This is a genomic window from Prochlorococcus marinus CUG1417 (assembly GCF_017695975.1).
GTDB classification, from domain to species: Bacteria; Cyanobacteriota; Cyanobacteriia; order PCC-6307; family Cyanobiaceae; genus Prochlorococcus_A; species Prochlorococcus_A marinus_AG.
Map to the genome: position 1 here is coordinate 115,271 of NZ_JAAORN010000001.1, position 15,407 is coordinate 130,677.

The 15,407-nt window shown below is 29.6% G+C and carries 18 protein-coding genes and 1 tRNA gene; 9 read left to right on the top strand and 10 right to left on the bottom strand.

What is annotated here, in order from left to right:
• Window positions 1-2: 2 nt before the first annotated feature.
• Complete coding sequence (gene zds, locus HA140_RS00620; protein WP_209039304.1) at window positions 3-1,457, bottom strand: 9,9'-di-cis-zeta-carotene desaturase; 1,455 nt, start codon at window positions 1,455-1,457, stop codon at window positions 3-5.
• Between the two features lie 99 nt (window positions 1,458-1,556).
• Here zds and HA140_RS00625 point away from each other — a divergent pair, with 99 nt between their 5' ends.
• From HA140_RS00625 to HA140_RS00640, 4 genes are read left to right on the top strand one after another with little or no spacing between them, the layout of a single operon-like run.
• Window positions 1,557-1,949 (top strand): HesB/IscA family protein, encoded by a 393-nt coding sequence (locus tag HA140_RS00625; protein ID WP_209039305.1) that lies wholly within the window; start codon window positions 1,557-1,559, stop codon window positions 1,947-1,949.
• Between the two features lie 6 nt (window positions 1,950-1,955).
• Window positions 1,956-2,384, top strand: a complete 429-nt coding sequence (locus tag HA140_RS00630; protein WP_025880236.1) for a tetratricopeptide repeat protein — start codon at window positions 1,956-1,958, stop codon at window positions 2,382-2,384.
• Window position 2,385: 1 nt separating this feature from the next.
• Entirely contained in the window at window positions 2,386-3,588 is a 1,203-nt protein-coding gene (locus tag HA140_RS00635; protein WP_209039306.1) for a lipid-A-disaccharide synthase-related protein, read from the top strand.
• On the top strand, window positions 3,581-3,850 hold the full coding sequence (locus HA140_RS00640; RefSeq protein ID WP_209039307.1) for a hypothetical protein: 270 nt from the start codon (window positions 3,581-3,583) through the stop codon (window positions 3,848-3,850). The genes HA140_RS00635 and HA140_RS00640 overlap by 8 nt, the downstream gene beginning before the upstream one ends.
• Here the strand turns inward: HA140_RS00640 and HA140_RS00645 are convergent.
• Complete coding sequence (locus tag HA140_RS00645) at window positions 3,801-4,727, bottom strand: TIGR01777 family oxidoreductase (protein ID WP_209040207.1); 927 nt, start codon at window positions 4,725-4,727, stop codon at window positions 3,801-3,803. The genes HA140_RS00640 and HA140_RS00645 overlap by 50 nt on opposite strands.
• Window positions 4,728-4,863: 136 nt before the next feature.
• On the opposite strand from HA140_RS00645, the gene HA140_RS00650 reads away from it, so the two are divergent.
• Window positions 4,864-5,100: an NAD(P)H-quinone oxidoreductase subunit O gene (locus HA140_RS00650; protein WP_209039308.1), complete on the top strand. Its 237-nt coding sequence runs from the start codon at window positions 4,864-4,866 to the stop codon at window positions 5,098-5,100.
• A 10-nt stretch (window positions 5,101-5,110) separates the two neighbouring features.
• Here the strand turns inward: HA140_RS00650 and HA140_RS00655 are convergent, their stop codons facing one another.
• Window positions 5,111-5,788, bottom strand: a complete 678-nt coding sequence (locus tag HA140_RS00655; RefSeq protein WP_209039309.1) for a J domain-containing protein — start codon at window positions 5,786-5,788, stop codon at window positions 5,111-5,113.
• A gap of 16 nt (window positions 5,789-5,804) precedes the next feature.
• Entirely contained in the window at window positions 5,805-6,773 is a 969-nt protein-coding gene (gene cysK, locus HA140_RS00660; RefSeq protein WP_209039310.1) for a cysteine synthase A, read from the bottom strand.
• Between the two features lie 152 nt (window positions 6,774-6,925).
• Between cysK and HA140_RS00665 the strand changes: the two genes are divergently transcribed.
• The 3 genes from HA140_RS00665 to HA140_RS00675 all read left to right on the top strand — a co-directional run bounded on the left by HA140_RS00665 (window position 6,926) and on the right by HA140_RS00675 (window position 8,002).
• Window positions 6,926-7,198: a hypothetical protein gene (locus tag HA140_RS00665; RefSeq protein WP_209039311.1), complete on the top strand. Its 273-nt coding sequence runs from the start codon at window positions 6,926-6,928 to the stop codon at window positions 7,196-7,198.
• A gap of 8 nt (window positions 7,199-7,206) precedes the next feature.
• The gene (locus HA140_RS00670) at window positions 7,207-7,881 is read left to right on the top strand and encodes an ABC transporter ATP-binding protein (protein ID WP_209039312.1); all 675 of its coding nucleotides are present in this window, start codon (window positions 7,207-7,209) and stop codon (window positions 7,879-7,881) included.
• Between the two features lie 49 nt (window positions 7,882-7,930).
• Window positions 7,931-8,002, top strand: a tRNA-Asn gene (locus HA140_RS00675).
• Window positions 8,003-8,220: 218 nt separating this feature from the next.
• Here HA140_RS00675 and HA140_RS00680 read toward each other — a convergent pair.
• Complete coding sequence (locus HA140_RS00680) at window positions 8,221-8,403, bottom strand: hypothetical protein (RefSeq protein WP_209039313.1); 183 nt, start codon at window positions 8,401-8,403, stop codon at window positions 8,221-8,223.
• Window positions 8,404-8,564: 161 nt separating this feature from the next.
• Between HA140_RS00680 and HA140_RS00685 the strand changes: the two genes are divergently transcribed.
• On the top strand, window positions 8,565-8,882 hold the full coding sequence (locus HA140_RS00685) for a hypothetical protein (protein ID WP_209039314.1): 318 nt from the start codon (window positions 8,565-8,567) through the stop codon (window positions 8,880-8,882).
• A gap of 582 nt (window positions 8,883-9,464) precedes the next feature.
• Here the strand turns inward: HA140_RS00685 and rfbB are convergent.
• From rfbB to HA140_RS00710, 5 genes are all read right to left on the bottom strand, one after another.
• Window positions 9,465-10,541, bottom strand: coding sequence for a dTDP-glucose 4,6-dehydratase (gene rfbB, locus HA140_RS00690; protein ID WP_209039315.1), 1,077 nt, complete (start codon window positions 10,539-10,541; stop codon window positions 9,465-9,467).
• A gap of 15 nt (window positions 10,542-10,556) precedes the next feature.
• Window positions 10,557-11,486: a glucose-1-phosphate thymidylyltransferase RfbA gene (gene rfbA / locus HA140_RS00695; protein ID WP_209039316.1), complete on the bottom strand. Its 930-nt coding sequence runs from the start codon at window positions 11,484-11,486 to the stop codon at window positions 10,557-10,559.
• Between the two features lie 367 nt (window positions 11,487-11,853).
• Window positions 11,854-13,101 (bottom strand): hypothetical protein, encoded by a 1,248-nt coding sequence (locus HA140_RS00700; protein ID WP_209039317.1) that lies wholly within the window; start codon window positions 13,099-13,101, stop codon window positions 11,854-11,856.
• Between the two features lie 115 nt (window positions 13,102-13,216).
• Window positions 13,217-14,413 carry a class I SAM-dependent methyltransferase gene (locus HA140_RS00705; RefSeq protein ID WP_209039318.1) on the bottom strand — a complete coding sequence of 399 codons (1,197 nt, stop codon included), beginning with the start codon at window positions 14,411-14,413 and terminating at the stop codon, window positions 13,217-13,219.
• Window positions 14,414-14,435: 22 nt separating this feature from the next.
• Window positions 14,436-15,407 carry a glycosyltransferase family 2 protein gene (locus tag HA140_RS00710; RefSeq protein ID WP_209039319.1) on the bottom strand — a complete coding sequence of 324 codons (972 nt, stop codon included), beginning with the start codon at window positions 15,405-15,407 and terminating at the stop codon, window positions 14,436-14,438.

Below are 15,407 nucleotides of genomic sequence, written 5' to 3' on the forward strand. Positions count from 1 at the left end.
AATTAACTTACTGCAAGATTTTTTGCTAATTCGGCTTTCTTCTCTAAAATTGCAGCGGCAGCTAAATGTCCACTCATTGTAGCTCCCTCCATAGAGTCTATATAGTCTTGTTTTGTATAACTACCAGCCATGAAGAAATTAGATATAGATGTTTTTTGATCGGGTCTGAAAGGTTCCATACCGGGAGCTTCTCTATAGAGTGATTGTGGAATTTGTACCACGTTACTCCAAAGCAATTTAAGGTTTTTTGAAGATGGGAATAGACGGCGAACCTCTTTATCTATTTCTTTTGTAATCCTTTCTGTGGATCTTCCCATCCATCTATCGCCAGGAGTTAAAACACATTGGAGAAGCGATCCCATATCTTTTTTTCTGTAGTCTGCTGGACTTGCCAGTGCTAAATCAGCAAAACAACTGAAAGAGGCATCAGCAGAATAGAGAAGGTTATCTAGTCCAATTGGTTCGTTTCCAGTATTATCTTTTTGTAATTCAGTAACCCACCCGTCATATCTTAATTGGATTGTGGCAACAGCTACAGCTCTAAGTTTTTTTAAACCTTCAAATTCTTTAAATTGATACCATTCTTTTGGAATTATTTTTTTTATTCCAGGAACATCACAGGCAGCTAGAAATTTATCTGCAAATACTGCCTTAATTCCTTCAGGAGAAGATATTTTTAATTGATTTACTGAATAAGAGGAAGATTCTTTTTCATAAATGATTTCTTCTACCTTATGGTTTAGATGTATTTTTGCTCCTTTGTTTGTGATGTAGTCGACAATAGGTTGAGTTAACCACTTATGCGGAGAACCTTTTAAAAGATTAAGTTTTGAGGCTTCTGTTTTTGAAGCAAACATCATAAATATAGTTAGCATGCATCTTGCTGAAATATCTTTGCAATTAATAAAACCTAAAGCGTATGCGATAGGATCCCACATTCTTTCTAAGCTTTTTTCACTTCCACCATGGTTTAAAAACCATTCTTTAAAACTAATTTTATCTAGATCTCTAATTATTTTCATTGCGCCGTCATAGTCTATCAATCCTCTAACTATTGGGCTTGTACCTAAAGCTAAGGCATTTCTGAACTTATCTAACCAAGTAAGTTGTTCTGTCGTAAAAAAAGCTTTAAGTCCGTTAAATGGAGCACCTAGAGGGAATCTGAAGTCTAAAGATTTTAAATTACCACCATTATTAATAAATAGATGAGTATGATCTTTCGGGAGTAAATTGTCTAGAGCTCCCACTTTTTTCATTAATTTAAAAAGATTTGCATAATTGTAAAAAAATACATGTAAACCCATTTCTATGTGGTTGCCATCCTTATCTTCCCAACTTCCCACTTTACCTCCCCAAAATGACCTGCTCTCGAAAATTTCTACTTCGTGACCTTCATCAACTAAATTGACTGCTGCTGTAAGACCAGCTAATCCAGAACCAACTATTGCAATTTTCACTTTTTCTTAGAATTATAACAAATCAAGTTTGGATAACGTTTGTTCTATGCATCCTATCGGTTAAGTTTTTATATTATAAATAGTAGAAATCCCTCGTTTATGGAAAATTTAGAAGTTAAACAGGAAATTAAAAATTCTGATGATGGCAAAGGTATCTTAATTACGAATAATGCTATAGAACAAATTTCAAATTTATTAAAGGGTCAAAGTGATAAAAAAGCACTAAGGGTAGGAGTAAGATCAGGCGGTTGTAGTGGTATGAGTTATACGATGGATTTTATAGGAACTGATGAAATAAATCCCGATGATAAAGTTTATGATTATTCATTAAAAGCTGATCAAAGCTTTCAAGTGGTTTGTGATCCTAAAAGTCTTCTATATATTTATGGAATGCAGTTAGATTTTAGTAAGGAATTAATTGGAGGTGGCTTTAATTTTGTAAATCCCAATGCCTCGCAAACTTGTGGTTGTGGAAGCTCCTTTGCAGTTTAATAAATAATGAATAACGAAATTAATCCCATCGAAGAGGATTTTAATGCAGCTTTATCAAGATATAAAGCAGGGCAAGATTTAATTCCAATCGTTCAAGATTTTCAAAAAATTATACAGCAAATTCCAAATCATTTTGCTGCTTGGACTTGTTTATCATGGCTTCAATTACTTTTGAAAAATAATGAAGAAGCTTTGTCAGCTGCCAGACAAGCTGTTCGATTAAATCAGCAAGATCCACAAGCAAGAATGAATTTGTCTTTAGCTCTTTTGGCTACCAATAATAAAGGTGTTAGGGATCATATTGAGTTAATAAAAAAAATGTCTATGATGATGCCAGATGTCAAAAGTGAGTTGAAAGAATCTGTTGAAGACGGATTAAGTAGATATCCAGATTGGCCTGAGTTAACTAAAGTAAAAAAATGGTTGGAATTTTAAATTGTTTAAGATTTTAATACTAAGTAATGGGCATGGAGAAGATCTATCTGGCAGTTTAATAGCTAAGGAATTCGTAAAAAGTGGTTATTCTGTTCATGCTTTGCCAATTGTTGGTATGGGAAACCATTACGAAAAAGAACAAATTAAGATTATCGGTAAAACTAAAGAATTTAGAACTGGAGGAATTGGCTATAATTCTTTCAAAGGAAGACTTACTGAGATATTAGGCGGAGAAATATTTTATGTTTTAAAAAAATTATATTTAACTTTTAAAATAAAAAAAAAATATGATTATTTTTTTGTAGTTGGAGATATTGTGCCAGTTTTTTTTGCATGGGTTTGTAAGAAAGATTTTTTTACATATCTAGTTGCTTATTCCAGCCATTATGAAGGGAAGTTGAAATTACCATGGCCTTCTAAATTTTTCTTGCTCTCACAAAAAGCAAAAAAAATATATACGAGAGATTCCCTTACAGCGAATGATTTAACATTGCAATTAAAAAAGAAAGTGTCTTTTTTAGGCAACCCATTTATGGATAAGTTTTTCCCAAGAAACAAAGAATTAAATAAAACTGAATTTAGTATTGGATTATTTCCAGGAAGTAGATTCCCTGAGATTTTAGATAATTTTGTTTTTATTTTAGAAGTATTAGAGGTATTGTCAGATTTAAGATATTTTCAAAAAATTCAGTTTAATTTTGCAATAGTTAATTCTCTATCTTCATTAAAAATAAAGGAGATATTTCAAAAAAGAGGATGGTTTAAAATAGAAAATATAAAAGATAATAATCTCTTGAAATTCCAATATAAATTTTTAGAAGTCAATATATATTGGAATAATTTTGACAAAATATTATTGAAAAGTAGATGCTGTATCAGCATGGCAGGAACAGCAGCAGAGCAAGCGATTGGATTAGGAAAACCGGTTATTCAGATTGAAGGTAAAGGTCCACAATTTACAAAAACTTTTGCAGAAGCGCAAAGACGTTTGCTTGGAAAATATGTTTTTTGTGCCACTAATTATAAAGATAAGAATGATCAAATCAATCAGACAATAAAATTGATCATAAAAACAATATACCTTTTACAGCTGAATAAGAAGTTTATGATCTCATGTAATGAAAATGCAAAAAAAAGACTGGGTGAAAACAAAGCTTGTCTTAAAATGGTTGATGATATGAATATTGTTATAAAAAATGACTAGGGAGAATAATCAAAATAAGTTAAAACAAATTATCGATAATTTGTTATTAATAAATTTATTTACAGTCATTTTTTTTGCAATATTTTTTATTTTTGCAATCATCATGCAATTTAATGGCATATTTATTTTTATTAATTTTATTCAGACAGTTTGGAATCCTCTTATAGTTCCATTGATAACAATTCTTATTATTGGTGCTTTAGTAAACGGTATTAATTCTTGGTGGAGGCGTAAATTGCTTTCTCAAGAAGAGGATATTTAAAAGTATAATTTTTGAGTTTACTACTTATTACTTTTTGTCCTTCCAATACAACTTTTGCTCCATCTCCTAACAATATTTTTAAAACCGCTCCAGGTACTGGAAGTAAATTAGGTCTATTCAGACATTTGCCTAAAGTCTGGGAAAATTCTCTCATTAATACTGGATTTGGTGCAACAGCATTAAATACTCCCGAATACTTTTTATCAACTAATGCTTGAGTAATTAATGCACACAAATCAGTTCTATGAATCCAACTCATCCATTGCTTACCATCTCCAATTGGTCCACCTAATCCGACTTTAAATATAGGGAGCATTTTTCCTAATGCTCCTCCATCTGCCTCTAGAACTAGGCCAATTCTAAAAATAACTAACCTTGAGAAAAATGGTTTTTCAGCAGCGACTGCTTCCCATTTTTTGCAAAGATTAGCTAAAAAGTCTTTTCCTCCAATACTATTTTCAGTGAATTCCCCAGACAAACTTGTACCGTAATAACCTATTGCTGATCCATTTATAATGACTTTTGGGTTAATTTTTAAATTTTTAAGTGTCTTCATCATAAATGTTGTTGTGTTAATACGACTATTTTCAATCTCCTGTTTTTGTTCAGAAGTCCATTTTTTTTCTGCTATGGGTTCTCCCATCAGGTTAATAATTCCATCGGTCTCTCTTAAAATATTTAGAAGATTTTCGTTATTCCAGTTTTTTTCTTTTGATAAATCTATTTGAAAAAACTTAAACTTATTGAAATCTAAATCAACCTTTAATTTACTTATGGGTTTTCTACTTACAATGTATATTTCGTGATTTTCATTGAGTAGTGTTGGAACTAATTCTTTCCCAACAAATCCAGTGCAGCCAAGTAGTAAAAGACGCATATCATATTGATGTTTATCATTTAAGGCTATTAAATTTTTTAGAGGTTTGTAATTATTATGCCGGTATGAATTTTTTTTAATATTTTTCAAACAAGTTTTTGTATGATAGATTTCAAATAACTTTCTTGAATTTTTTATGACAGATTCTATTCCAAAGAAACCTCTCAAGAAAGGAAGCTTAGTTTTTGTCGATAGAGAAAAGTATATAAAAAGTATCGAGGCTCTAGCTAGTGATCACGATTTACCTAATTATGTGTTTGAAGGTCCTGGAGAGATTCTCTCAGTCAAAGATGAATATGCTCAGATTCGATGGCGCAGACCTGTTCCAGATGTTTGGTTGAAATTAGAACAACTTAAAGAATATTTGCAATAAAGTTTTGTATCTAAAAATTTTTATTTTTTTTCTCTGTAGACATCTTTGATAGGATTCTTTTTGCTTCTTTGATCATTTCCTTACCATCAAATAAGTAATTATCTACATATCCTTGTGTATATCTATCAAATTCTGATAGTGCATCTTTAACTTGTGAAAAACAATGATAAAGATCGAGGCCTAAAGCTGAAATAGACTTTGGAACTATTTGTTTGTTATAAATTTTTTCAACTTTTTCTATTTTCTTTTGTGAAATACTAATGTAAATGCAAAAATTTTCCATTAGTTGGTCATCATATGGATCTGCAGATAGTTCTTTTATTTCGTTGTTCAAAGGTTTAATTATTTGATTAATTAATCTAGTGATTGGCGTATAAATTTCTTTGATCCAAGCTTCCACCTCTTTGTCCTTAATTGAAGAATTATATTTTTTTGAATTAAATTTATCTTCCCAATTTTCATTTAATGAATCAAATGATGAACTGGAAGAGAAAATACTTCTATCATATTGTTCTTTTTTGATAGGATCATTTAGAGTCTCCCATGCATTTTGTATTGCAATAAAACGTTCTTTTTTCCCGCCTGCATCAGGATGATGTTTCTTAACTAAAGAACGATATGAAGATTTAATTTCATTTCTGGTTGCATTTTTTTTGAGACCTAATTCTTCATATAAATTTTTTTCCATTTTTATAAATTATGGATTAAAGATAACCATCTTTTCTGGCTTGAATTGGAGTATTCGATTCAAACATTGCTGTTGATAAATATCTTTCACCAAAACTTGGAAGAATAACTATCAATCTTTTATTTATTAATTCTTTTCTCTCAGCAATTTTTATAGTTGCTGCCAGAGCTGCACCGCTGCTGATGCCAGATAAAAGACCTTCTAATCGAGCTAATAAACGCCCATAATAAAATGCTTCATCGTCATCTATTTTTATAATTTCATCAATTAATTTGGTATTCAGTACTTTCGGTACGAAACCTGCTCCTATTCCTTGAATTGAATGAGATCCTGCTTTTTCTCCAGAAATGACAGCACTTTTTTTTGGCTCTACAGCATAAATTTTGCAATTTGGATTAACTTTTTTCAAAAAACGTGCGCATCCAGTAATTGTTCCTCCTGTTCCTACTCCTGTAACAAGTCCATCTAAATTGTTGTTGGATTGGGCCCATATTTCTTGAGCCGTTGTTCTTTCATGAATATCTGGATTAGCAAAGTTTTCAAATTGATTAAATTGATAGCTATTTGCAATGCTTGAAGACAAATCATTAGCTAAGTCTAAGGCTCCTTTCATTCCTTCCTCCCCTGGAGTTAGCTGTAATTCAGCTCCATATGCTCTCAACATAGCCCTTCTTTCAATACTCATCGTATCAGGCATAGTTAATATCAATTTATAGCCTTTTGCTGCAGCGACCATCGCTAGTGCTATACCAGTATTTCCACTTGTTGCTTCAATCAACGTAGTTTTATCTGGCGTTATCAATCCTTCATCTTCAGCTTTACATAACATTGAATAAGCAATTCGATCTTTTACAGAAGCAGATGGATTGAAACTTTCAAGCTTAGCTATTATTTCTGGATAACAATCAAAATACTTTCTGATTCGATTTAATTTTACTAACGGGGTATTTCCAACTAGAGAAGTTATATCATTTGCTATTTCCATGAAAAAATTATTTAAATTGCAAAATTAAATCTCCTATTTATATAATAATTGGATTTAAAGATCTTTTATATAATTTTCCAAAAGAATTTAAATTAAAATAACTTTCAGAGGAAGAATATTTATTATTATGTAAGTGTGTTTTGATAATTATTATGTATTCGTTGGAACTAAGTCTCAGATATTCACCTTTTCCACTTTCAATTCAGAAGAAAGAACTTGATGATGTTCGGAGAATTTATGATGAAATAAAAAATTCTATGAATGAAACTTTAGAAAATACAAAGTTGATTGAATTAAGGTGTGACAAAGTCCAAGATAAATTAATTGCTGTAAGAGCTCAAGAAATTATTTCTGTGCAGATGTATGAAAAATCATCTGTAGCAACAGGATCTAAAAAACCAGGATTTTCTCTAAACATAGATTGATTTAATAAATGAGAGATGATTTTGAAAATGAAATACCTCATATTCATTTCAAAGATGTCTCTTTTTCATATCCAGGGAAAGAGGAAAATTTAATTTTTAAATGTAATTTCTCAATAAAACAATCTGGATTTTGGATGGTAGTTGGTAAAAATGGAAGTGGAAAAAGTACTCTTTTAAAATTAATTAATGGAATTATTAAACCCAAAAATGGAATCATTAATTCTAAAGCAAACATTGGCATGGTATTTCAAAATCCTGATCATCAAATATTGATGCCAAACTGCAGGAGTGAACTGCTTATTAATATTAATCAAGATATAAGTAATTATGAAATTAATAAAAAAATTGAATATGTGCTTGATAAGGTAGGCCTAAATGGTTTTGAAAAAAGGCCAGTGCATACTTTAAGCGGTGGGCAAAAACAACGCTTAACTATTGCATGCGCTCTTATAAGTAATAGAAATCTTATTCTTTTGGATGAACCTACAGCTTTACTTGATCAAAACAGCCAATTAAAAGTTTTAAAAACTATTAAAAATCTAACAAGTGACCATAAAAAACCCTTATCCGCTTTATGGATCACTCACCGTTACGAAGAATTAACTTATGCTGATGCAGTAGCAGAATTAAAAAATGGTATTTTATCTAGATGGCAAGAACCATCAAAATTTCAAAATAATTAATTAATCTACTTGTCATAAGGCACTTTAAAGAGTTAAATTCATTTTATATTCCTCGGTAGCTCAGCGGTAGAGCGATCGACTGTTAATCGATTGGTCGCAGGTTCGAATCCCGCCCGGGGAGTTTTAAAGTCTCGAAAAGTCATGCAAAGTTATGCAAAGTCACCTAAAAGGTGACTTTTTTTTGCCTATGACTACCTTCTCAATGAAAAATGTCTAGACGAATAATGACACTATAGTGAAATTTTATTCGTCCATTATTCGTCTTTTTATTCATCTTTTAGCAAAAATATTCGTCCAGATTTTTAGTCACTTTTCCTGCTATTTCTCACGTTTTTATCCTCAGTCGCAATAAATTAAACAATTCTGATTAGTCGGATGTTTTCTACATTCCTTATCCCAAAAGTTTTGAAACTCAGAATTACATTTTTCTAGTTCTTGTGGAGTCTCATTCAAGTTTAACCCTGCATAATTAAATGCAGTTAGGTATCTTGGAAGGACATTGAATTGATTGAATAGTTTCATAAGACCTCCTAGATCTATATCTATATTGTCCTCCTATTAACTTGAAATTCATAGAGTATTATTACCCGAGTAGAAGTGCTTTGAGGTATCATCAAGAATTTCCATAAAAAATAAACTATCATTTATAGAATTAATGAAAAGAAAATAATCTTTGATATTTAATGTTGCGACTTCTTCCTCTACCGATTTTTATTTGCATTTATCTATTCTCTTGGTGGAGATGTAAAAAAAATATTATCGCTAGTGATGAGCAACTAAAACCATGCATTGATTGGGCATATGTAAAAAATTTACCGATCCCACCAAAACCTTCATTTATCGAGTTTTATATTGTTTATGTTTCTTCTTTTTTTAAATTCCCCTTTGGGATAATTGTTCAACAACTACCTTTCTCAAAGAAAGTAAGATATTACGAAAGAGAAATGAAATTAATATTTGATAAATGGAATTTAGAAAAAATTAAAAAAATAAAAAACTAATTTATTCGTCAAAATATTCGTCCATTTTCTTATTTTTTTCATATATGTCATGACATATTGTTTCATATCAAGACATATTTTGTTTAATGCTCGACCGCCCGGGGAGTTTAATAAAAATTTTAAAATTATTAAAAGACTTCACAAGTCTCTTTTTTTAATATCCATAAATTGAACTAGAAGCAAATAAAAGATTTATTAAATTTCTTATATTATTTCACGTATATATATTTTTCTGATGAATAAAAACTTACTTGATAGCGAGTCTACTTCTATCGCATTATTAGATTTTTATTAGGAATAATTAGAAAAGCAATAAGTACTTGTCGAAATATTTTTATTACTCTTTGGAATACTGAGTTAATTTGAAAATATTCTATATGCATCATCGGGTTTAATCTTTAAAAATCTCCGATTATTATTTCATTAAAATAAATATATCTTAGAAAGAATTTTATTCACTAATTTTATATTCATAAGATCTAATTAAGAGGCTTGTAAATCTTTTTCTTTAAATTTTTAAAAATAAATTTTTGGCATCAGCTTTAATAGTTTTTATATGAAGTTAAATATTTTTAATTTTACTTAATTATTATGATGAACATTTTTTAAGATTTCTTGAGACCAAATTAGATTCTTTAAATACCATTTAACAGTTTTTTCAATACCTTGTTTGAAACTATATTTTGGCGCCCAACCCAATTCATTTTGTATCAAAGATGAATCAATTGAATATCTAAAATCATGTCCTGGCCTGTCTTTTACATTTGTAATTAATTTTTTAAAAGACGTTACTCTTGAAATTGATTTATCTAATATTTCGCAAATAGTTTCTAAAACTTCTCTATTTGTTTTTTCGTTTGATCCTCCTATACAATATCTTTTTCCAATTAATGCTTTTTTAGATGCAACCATTATTAATGCATCAATATGATCATCTACAAAGATCCAATCTCTCACATTTGAGCCATCGCCATATAGTGGTATGTTTTCACCATTAATCGCTTTATTAATTGCTAATGGTATTAATTTTTCGGGAAATTGCCAAGGGCCATAATTATTACTGCAATTTGTAATTACAGTTGGCAATCCATAAGTATGATTCCAAGCATTAACCAAATGATCACTAGCAGCCTTACTTGCAGAATAAGGACTTCTAGGAGAATAAGGTGAAATTTCTGAGAACCGTCCCATTAGTCCAAGAGTTCCAAAAACTTCATCAGTGCTAACGTGAATTAATTTAAATTTATTTTTATCCTCATCAGAAAAAGAATCAAATAATTTTCTTGCAGAATAAAGAAGATTAAAAGTACCAATAATATTACTATCAATAAAATCTGATGGACTTTGAATTGACCTATCAACGTGCGACTCAGCTGCTAAGTGAAAAATTAGATCTGGTTTAACAGAGTTAACTAATTCGTCAATTTCTTTAAGATTACAAAGATTAATATGAAAAAATTTATATCTTTCTTTTTGTTCATTTTTCATTTTAGATAGTAAATTATTTATTGCAAACTGGTCGCTGGCATAACCTAATTTGTCAACATTAAAAATGTTTAATGAAGAATTTAGCAGTAATTTTCTTATCAGATTACTTCCTATAAAACCATAACCACCAGTTATGAGGACTCTGCAATGGTTTTTTAAAAGTACAGTCATTTATTTTTTTTATTTTTAAGATTTTATGCTGTTAGGAGTATTACCTAATAAATATTTATTTTTTGAATTAGATGAGTCTATCAATTGCATAAGGTATTCCCCATAACCGCTTTTTAAAAGGGATTTTGATAACTTGATTAGTTGCTGATCAGAAATCCATTTTTGCCGCCATGAAACTTCTTCTGGACAACCTATTTTAAAACCTTGTCTTTGTTCTATTATTTTTATAAAACTACTGGCTTCGTGAAGTGAATCGCATGTTCCAGTATCTAACCATGCAGCACCCCTACCTAATAATTGAATTTTCAGTCGATGTTCTGACAAAAGTAATTGATTAAGATCTGTAATTTCAAGCTCTCCTCTTTTGGAAGGCTTAAGATTTTTAATCTTTTTAATTACTTGATTTTGATAAAAATATAGACCAGTGACAGCATAATTTGTTTTTGGATCTTTTGGTTTTTCTTCAATATTCAAAACATTATAGTTTCCATCAAATTCAACTACTCCATATCTTTCTGGATCTTTAACTGGATAAGCAAATATAGTTGAATTTTCGTCGTCTAAGTTGGCTTCCTTTAGGGATTGTATTAAATTACTCCCATGAAAAATATTATCACCTAGAACAAGAACAATTGGAGAATCACCAATAAATTCTTGAGCTATTAGTAATGCCTGAGGTATACCATCAGGATTATCTTGAATAGCATATTTTATTGAAATACCTAAATGATTCCCATTTTTGAATAAAGTTCTAAAAGCTTTTTCATCTCGTTTAGTAGTAATAATCATTATTTCCTTAATACCAACCATCATCAGGGTTGTTAATGGATAGTAAATCATTGGTTTATCGTATATCGGCACTAACTGTTTACTAATGGCATTAGTTATTGGGGAAAGTCTTGTTCCACTTCCACCCGCTAAAATTATCCCTTTTCTGTGAATCATTTTTTAATTATAAATTTTAATATATATATTTTCAAATTTAACTATATGTATAGTAATTACCTAATTTTAAAAATAAACATATAAAGATAATTCTTCTGAAGACTTTTGATGAGATGATAGTTTATTTTTAAATAATAATCAAAATTAAATTTTGGAGTTATAGAGTATTTAATACTTAAAACCTTCATTAAAAATTTATCCAAACATTAAAAGCTCCTATTTATTAAAACAACCATATAGTAGTGATTATTAAAATTAAAAAATAACTATTCTCCTAAAAAGGTTTCCCTTTGCAATTTATAAACAGATATATTAATAAAGAGATTCATATTTAATATACTTTTTAATAAATTTTTAAACATCCTAATCAGCCATTTAATCCTGTTAAAAAACTCACTCTTATATGAGTCAGTATAACCCCAAAATAAAAAGGTATATAAAGCAATAATGAGGGGACAAAAGAAAAAAATCTTTTAAATACAAAACTTGCGAAATAAACCAGGCCACAGGCATATATAAAACCAAAGATGTATGAATATCCTTGTAAATGAGCAGCGAATGACTGTTGAAACACCAAGCAAAAAGTAAAAAATACCAAGAATATAGGCATAAGGAACCATCTATCTGTCTTATTTGCATTGGAAAATTTCACATAACCAATGATGCTTATAATCGATAATATGACCATTCCAGAAATACTAAATAGACAATTCAAAAGAAATATCTTTGAAGTCATACTACTCATCAAAGAATCAATATTAATATTCTCTAAGCAGGAAGAAACTCTATTACCGCCTAAAAATTGAAACGACGCCAACCATCCTCCATGATTTATGTTATCTGGAGAATCAAGGCCAATTCTGAACATTACATTAGATCCTCCGTAGACAAAATTATTTGAGGATAAATTAAGGAGAAATTTCTGCAAAAATAATGAAAAAGTTGGAAATAATCCAATACTTATCAAAAGAATGAGATTTTTAAGCTTCATCAATTGATTTGGTAAAAAAAGCCCTTGAGATCTATTTTTTCTAGAAAATCTATTTGCCAAGGATGAAATTAAAAAGAGACAACTTAATATAAAAGACCATTGATATTGAGAGAAGGCTGCTAGGGTATATGATAATAAAGCTAATTTATATCTTTTTCTTTGTACGAAAAAAATCGCTAAAAGTAAAAATAATAAGAAATAAACTTCTTGCCATGGGGCTAATAACATTCTGTATGACCATGGAGAAGTTAAAAAGAAGCTGAATGATGTTATTGCGATTAAAGTGCGACTAAATTTTTCTGCAGTAATACACAAGACGTATATGATTTCACCTGTAAGAAATCCAGAAAGAGAAACCGCAATTTTATCTAATAATTGGCCATAAAAAATTATTGCATTTTCTCCTCCAAAAAGAGAAAGTAATTTCAGATGGAGATTCTGATATATTGGCAAAATATAAACTCTATTATTTGAAATTTCATCTCCTAATTCATTGATAAAATCTCTTGAAGTAAATCCAAAATAAAAACCATCAAAATCGGGATTAATGTTATTAACAATATTTATTACCCATTTTCTAAAAAAATCTAGCCACTCAATACCGAGCAAAGATTTTTCGCTCATATAAATAAAATAAATGATAGATATTACGAGATAACAAAAAATCCTAAAATACATCGAGCCTAAATAATTTTTTTTTAAAAGTATATTCATGAAAAACTTTAACTACTTAATTTTATTAAATGATATTTAAGAGTTTAGGAGTATAACTGTTTGATTTTAAATTTTGAATAACATCTGCTTCTATATGCCAAGCCAAATTTAATACCGTTGGAGGTTTTTCATCTTTATGAAATAATTCTGCTTCTGGTAATATTGGTATTTTAGTTCCAGGTATATAAAAACCGGTTTTAAAAGAACCTTTAATTTCATAAGTAGCAGAAAGTAATTCTTTATCCAATTTGAGAATGTTGATTGGTATCGATGCTCTACCAGGAAATGCTATCCCAGTCATTGGAGATTTAGTAAGCTTTACATAATTTTCAATCTCCATTAATTTTCTTTTTTTCCAGTCGGAGATAAAAACTGACAATTTTTCAAATTTCATAGAAGTACATGATTCATCTAAAGTAGAACAGATATTTATGGGTTTTTTCTTACTTATAAATACTCTTATATTTCCTCCATACCTTTCAGGAAACGAATATTTCCAAATGTATGCAGAGAGAGATTTTGCTATATACTCGAAGGATTTTGCACTATAAGTTCTTACATGCTCATGGTAAAAAGTATCAAACTGTCCAGTATTTAATACTGTTCCTAGATAATGATTTTCAATAACCAATATAGTTTCTTCTGACATTAGGACTTCGACTCCTTTCAAAAGTCCTTGCAGATTTTCAATATGAGCAAACGAATTTGTAAAAGTAATGATATCAGGTTTTCCATGCTCATTAATAATATTTTCTGCTGTATTTATATCAAAATATGATTGATAAGTACTATGATTTTTTGAAGCTTTTTTTATCGCATCGGTTGGATCAACTCCAATTGTTTTAAATTTATACTTTTTAAATAAATTCAATAATGAGCCATCATTACAACCTATATCAACTACTGTTAAGTTATTTTTTTTTGTAAATAAAACTGTAGATAGTTCGTTAACCAATTCTTGCATTCCACTTAAGACACTGGGAGTATTTGCTGCTCGATAATGATAAGTTTGAGGGAACAAAACTTCTTTGCTAACTTCAATTTGTTGATGGGCTGTGTAGCATTCAGTGCATAAAAATATTTGCAAAGGATATAAATTTGATTTTTCTTTAGAGCCTATCTTTATTAAGTCGTCACATAATGGCTGATCGCCTAAATCCAATACTTTTTCTAAATTATTGCTTCCGCAGACAGAGCAGGTTTTTCTTACAGATATTTTCATTAAATTTTACTTTTATAGCATATTACTTGTTTTGTTTTGAGCTTTTTGGAGAATACTTATAAATATTTCTAATATTACTTTGTGGCTTACTTCCAACTATCATAAGAACTCTCCCAAGATACTCACCTGAAATTCCAATCAAAAAACACTGAATACCTCCGAAAAGAAGTGTTGCACAAATAATTGACAACCAGCCTCGAACTATAATTCCATTAATTAGGCTCTCAATTAAAACAATTATTACTCCAATAAAACCAGTGAATGCCATAAAACATCCCAAAATTGTGGCTAGACGAAGAGGCATTAGTGAAAAATTTGTAAAAATATTTAACCATAACCTTATTAGCCTTCTTAATGTATATCCACTTTTTCCTGCTACTCTCTTATCATGTTTAACGGCTAATGATCCTATTGATTGTGTTAATTGTGAAAGCAAACCATCAATATAAACAAAAGGTCCATTATATTCAGCAGCTTTAAGAGCAATTTCTCTCCTCACACATCTGAAACTAGACAAGTAAAGTTTCTTAGGAAGGTCAAGTAATAAATTTGCAGTAAAATTTGCAAATTTACTTCCTATGTTACGCCAAAGAGAATGTTGCTTAATAATATAATCGCCATATACGACATCAATTTTTTTATCTATTGCATAATTGTAAATTCTGATAATCTCTTCAGGAGGGTTTTGCAAGTCATCATCAATATTAATAAAATATTTTCCTTGCGCATGCCTATATGCAGTAAGAATTGCAGCATGATCTCCAAAATTACGAGTATGACGTATTAATGTTGCTTCCAGAGATGTGTTTTGCAAATTTTTAATTAATGATTCATAGCTATTATCTGAACTTCCATCATCTATAAATATAACTTCCCATTTTTTATTTGATTTTAATTTATTTAATCTGGACAGCAAGTTGGGAATAATCTGCTCAGAATGATAAACAGGAATAATTATAGAAAAATCATAATAATTATCTTTAAGATTATTCAA

Bases quoted from the DNA above. Each gene is read 5' to 3' on its own strand.
- HA140_RS00670 (WP_209039312.1), top strand. From the start codon at position 7,207: ATGAGAGATGATTTTGAAAATGAAATACCTCATATTCATTTCAAAGAT.
- HA140_RS00655 (WP_209039309.1), bottom strand. From the start codon at position 5,788: ATGGAAAAAAATTTATATGAAGAATTAGGTCTCAAAAAAAATGCAACC.
- HA140_RS00685 (WP_209039314.1), top strand. From the start codon at position 8,565: ATGTTGCGACTTCTTCCTCTACCGATTTTTATTTGCATTTATCTATTC.
- HA140_RS00665 (WP_209039311.1), top strand. From the start codon at position 6,926: ATGTATTCGTTGGAACTAAGTCTCAGATATTCACCTTTTCCACTTTCA.
- HA140_RS00680 (WP_209039313.1), bottom strand. From the start codon at position 8,403: ATGAAACTATTCAATCAATTCAATGTCCTTCCAAGATACCTAACTGCA.
- HA140_RS00640 (WP_209039307.1), top strand. From the start codon at position 3,581: ATGACTAGGGAGAATAATCAAAATAAGTTAAAACAAATTATCGATAAT.
- HA140_RS00630 (WP_025880236.1), top strand. From the start codon at position 1,956: ATGAATAACGAAATTAATCCCATCGAAGAGGATTTTAATGCAGCTTTA.
- HA140_RS00625 (WP_209039305.1), top strand. From the start codon at position 1,557: ATGGAAAATTTAGAAGTTAAACAGGAAATTAAAAATTCTGATGATGGC.
- rfbA (WP_209039316.1), bottom strand. From the start codon at position 11,486: ATGATTCACAGAAAAGGGATAATTTTAGCGGGTGGAAGTGGAACAAGA.
- HA140_RS00650 (WP_209039308.1), top strand. From the start codon at position 4,864: ATGACAGATTCTATTCCAAAGAAACCTCTCAAGAAAGGAAGCTTAGTT.
- HA140_RS00705 (WP_209039318.1), bottom strand. From the start codon at position 14,413: ATGAAAATATCTGTAAGAAAAACCTGCTCTGTCTGCGGAAGCAATAAT.
- HA140_RS00645 (WP_209040207.1), bottom strand. From the start codon at position 4,727: ATGCGTCTTTTACTACTTGGCTGCACTGGATTTGTTGGGAAAGAATTA.
- rfbB (WP_209039315.1), bottom strand. From the start codon at position 10,541: ATGACTGTACTTTTAAAAAACCATTGCAGAGTCCTCATAACTGGTGGT.
- HA140_RS00700 (WP_209039317.1), bottom strand. From the start codon at position 13,101: ATGAGCGAAAAATCTTTGCTCGGTATTGAGTGGCTAGATTTTTTTAGA.
- cysK (WP_209039310.1), bottom strand. From the start codon at position 6,773: ATGGAAATAGCAAATGATATAACTTCTCTAGTTGGAAATACCCCGTTA.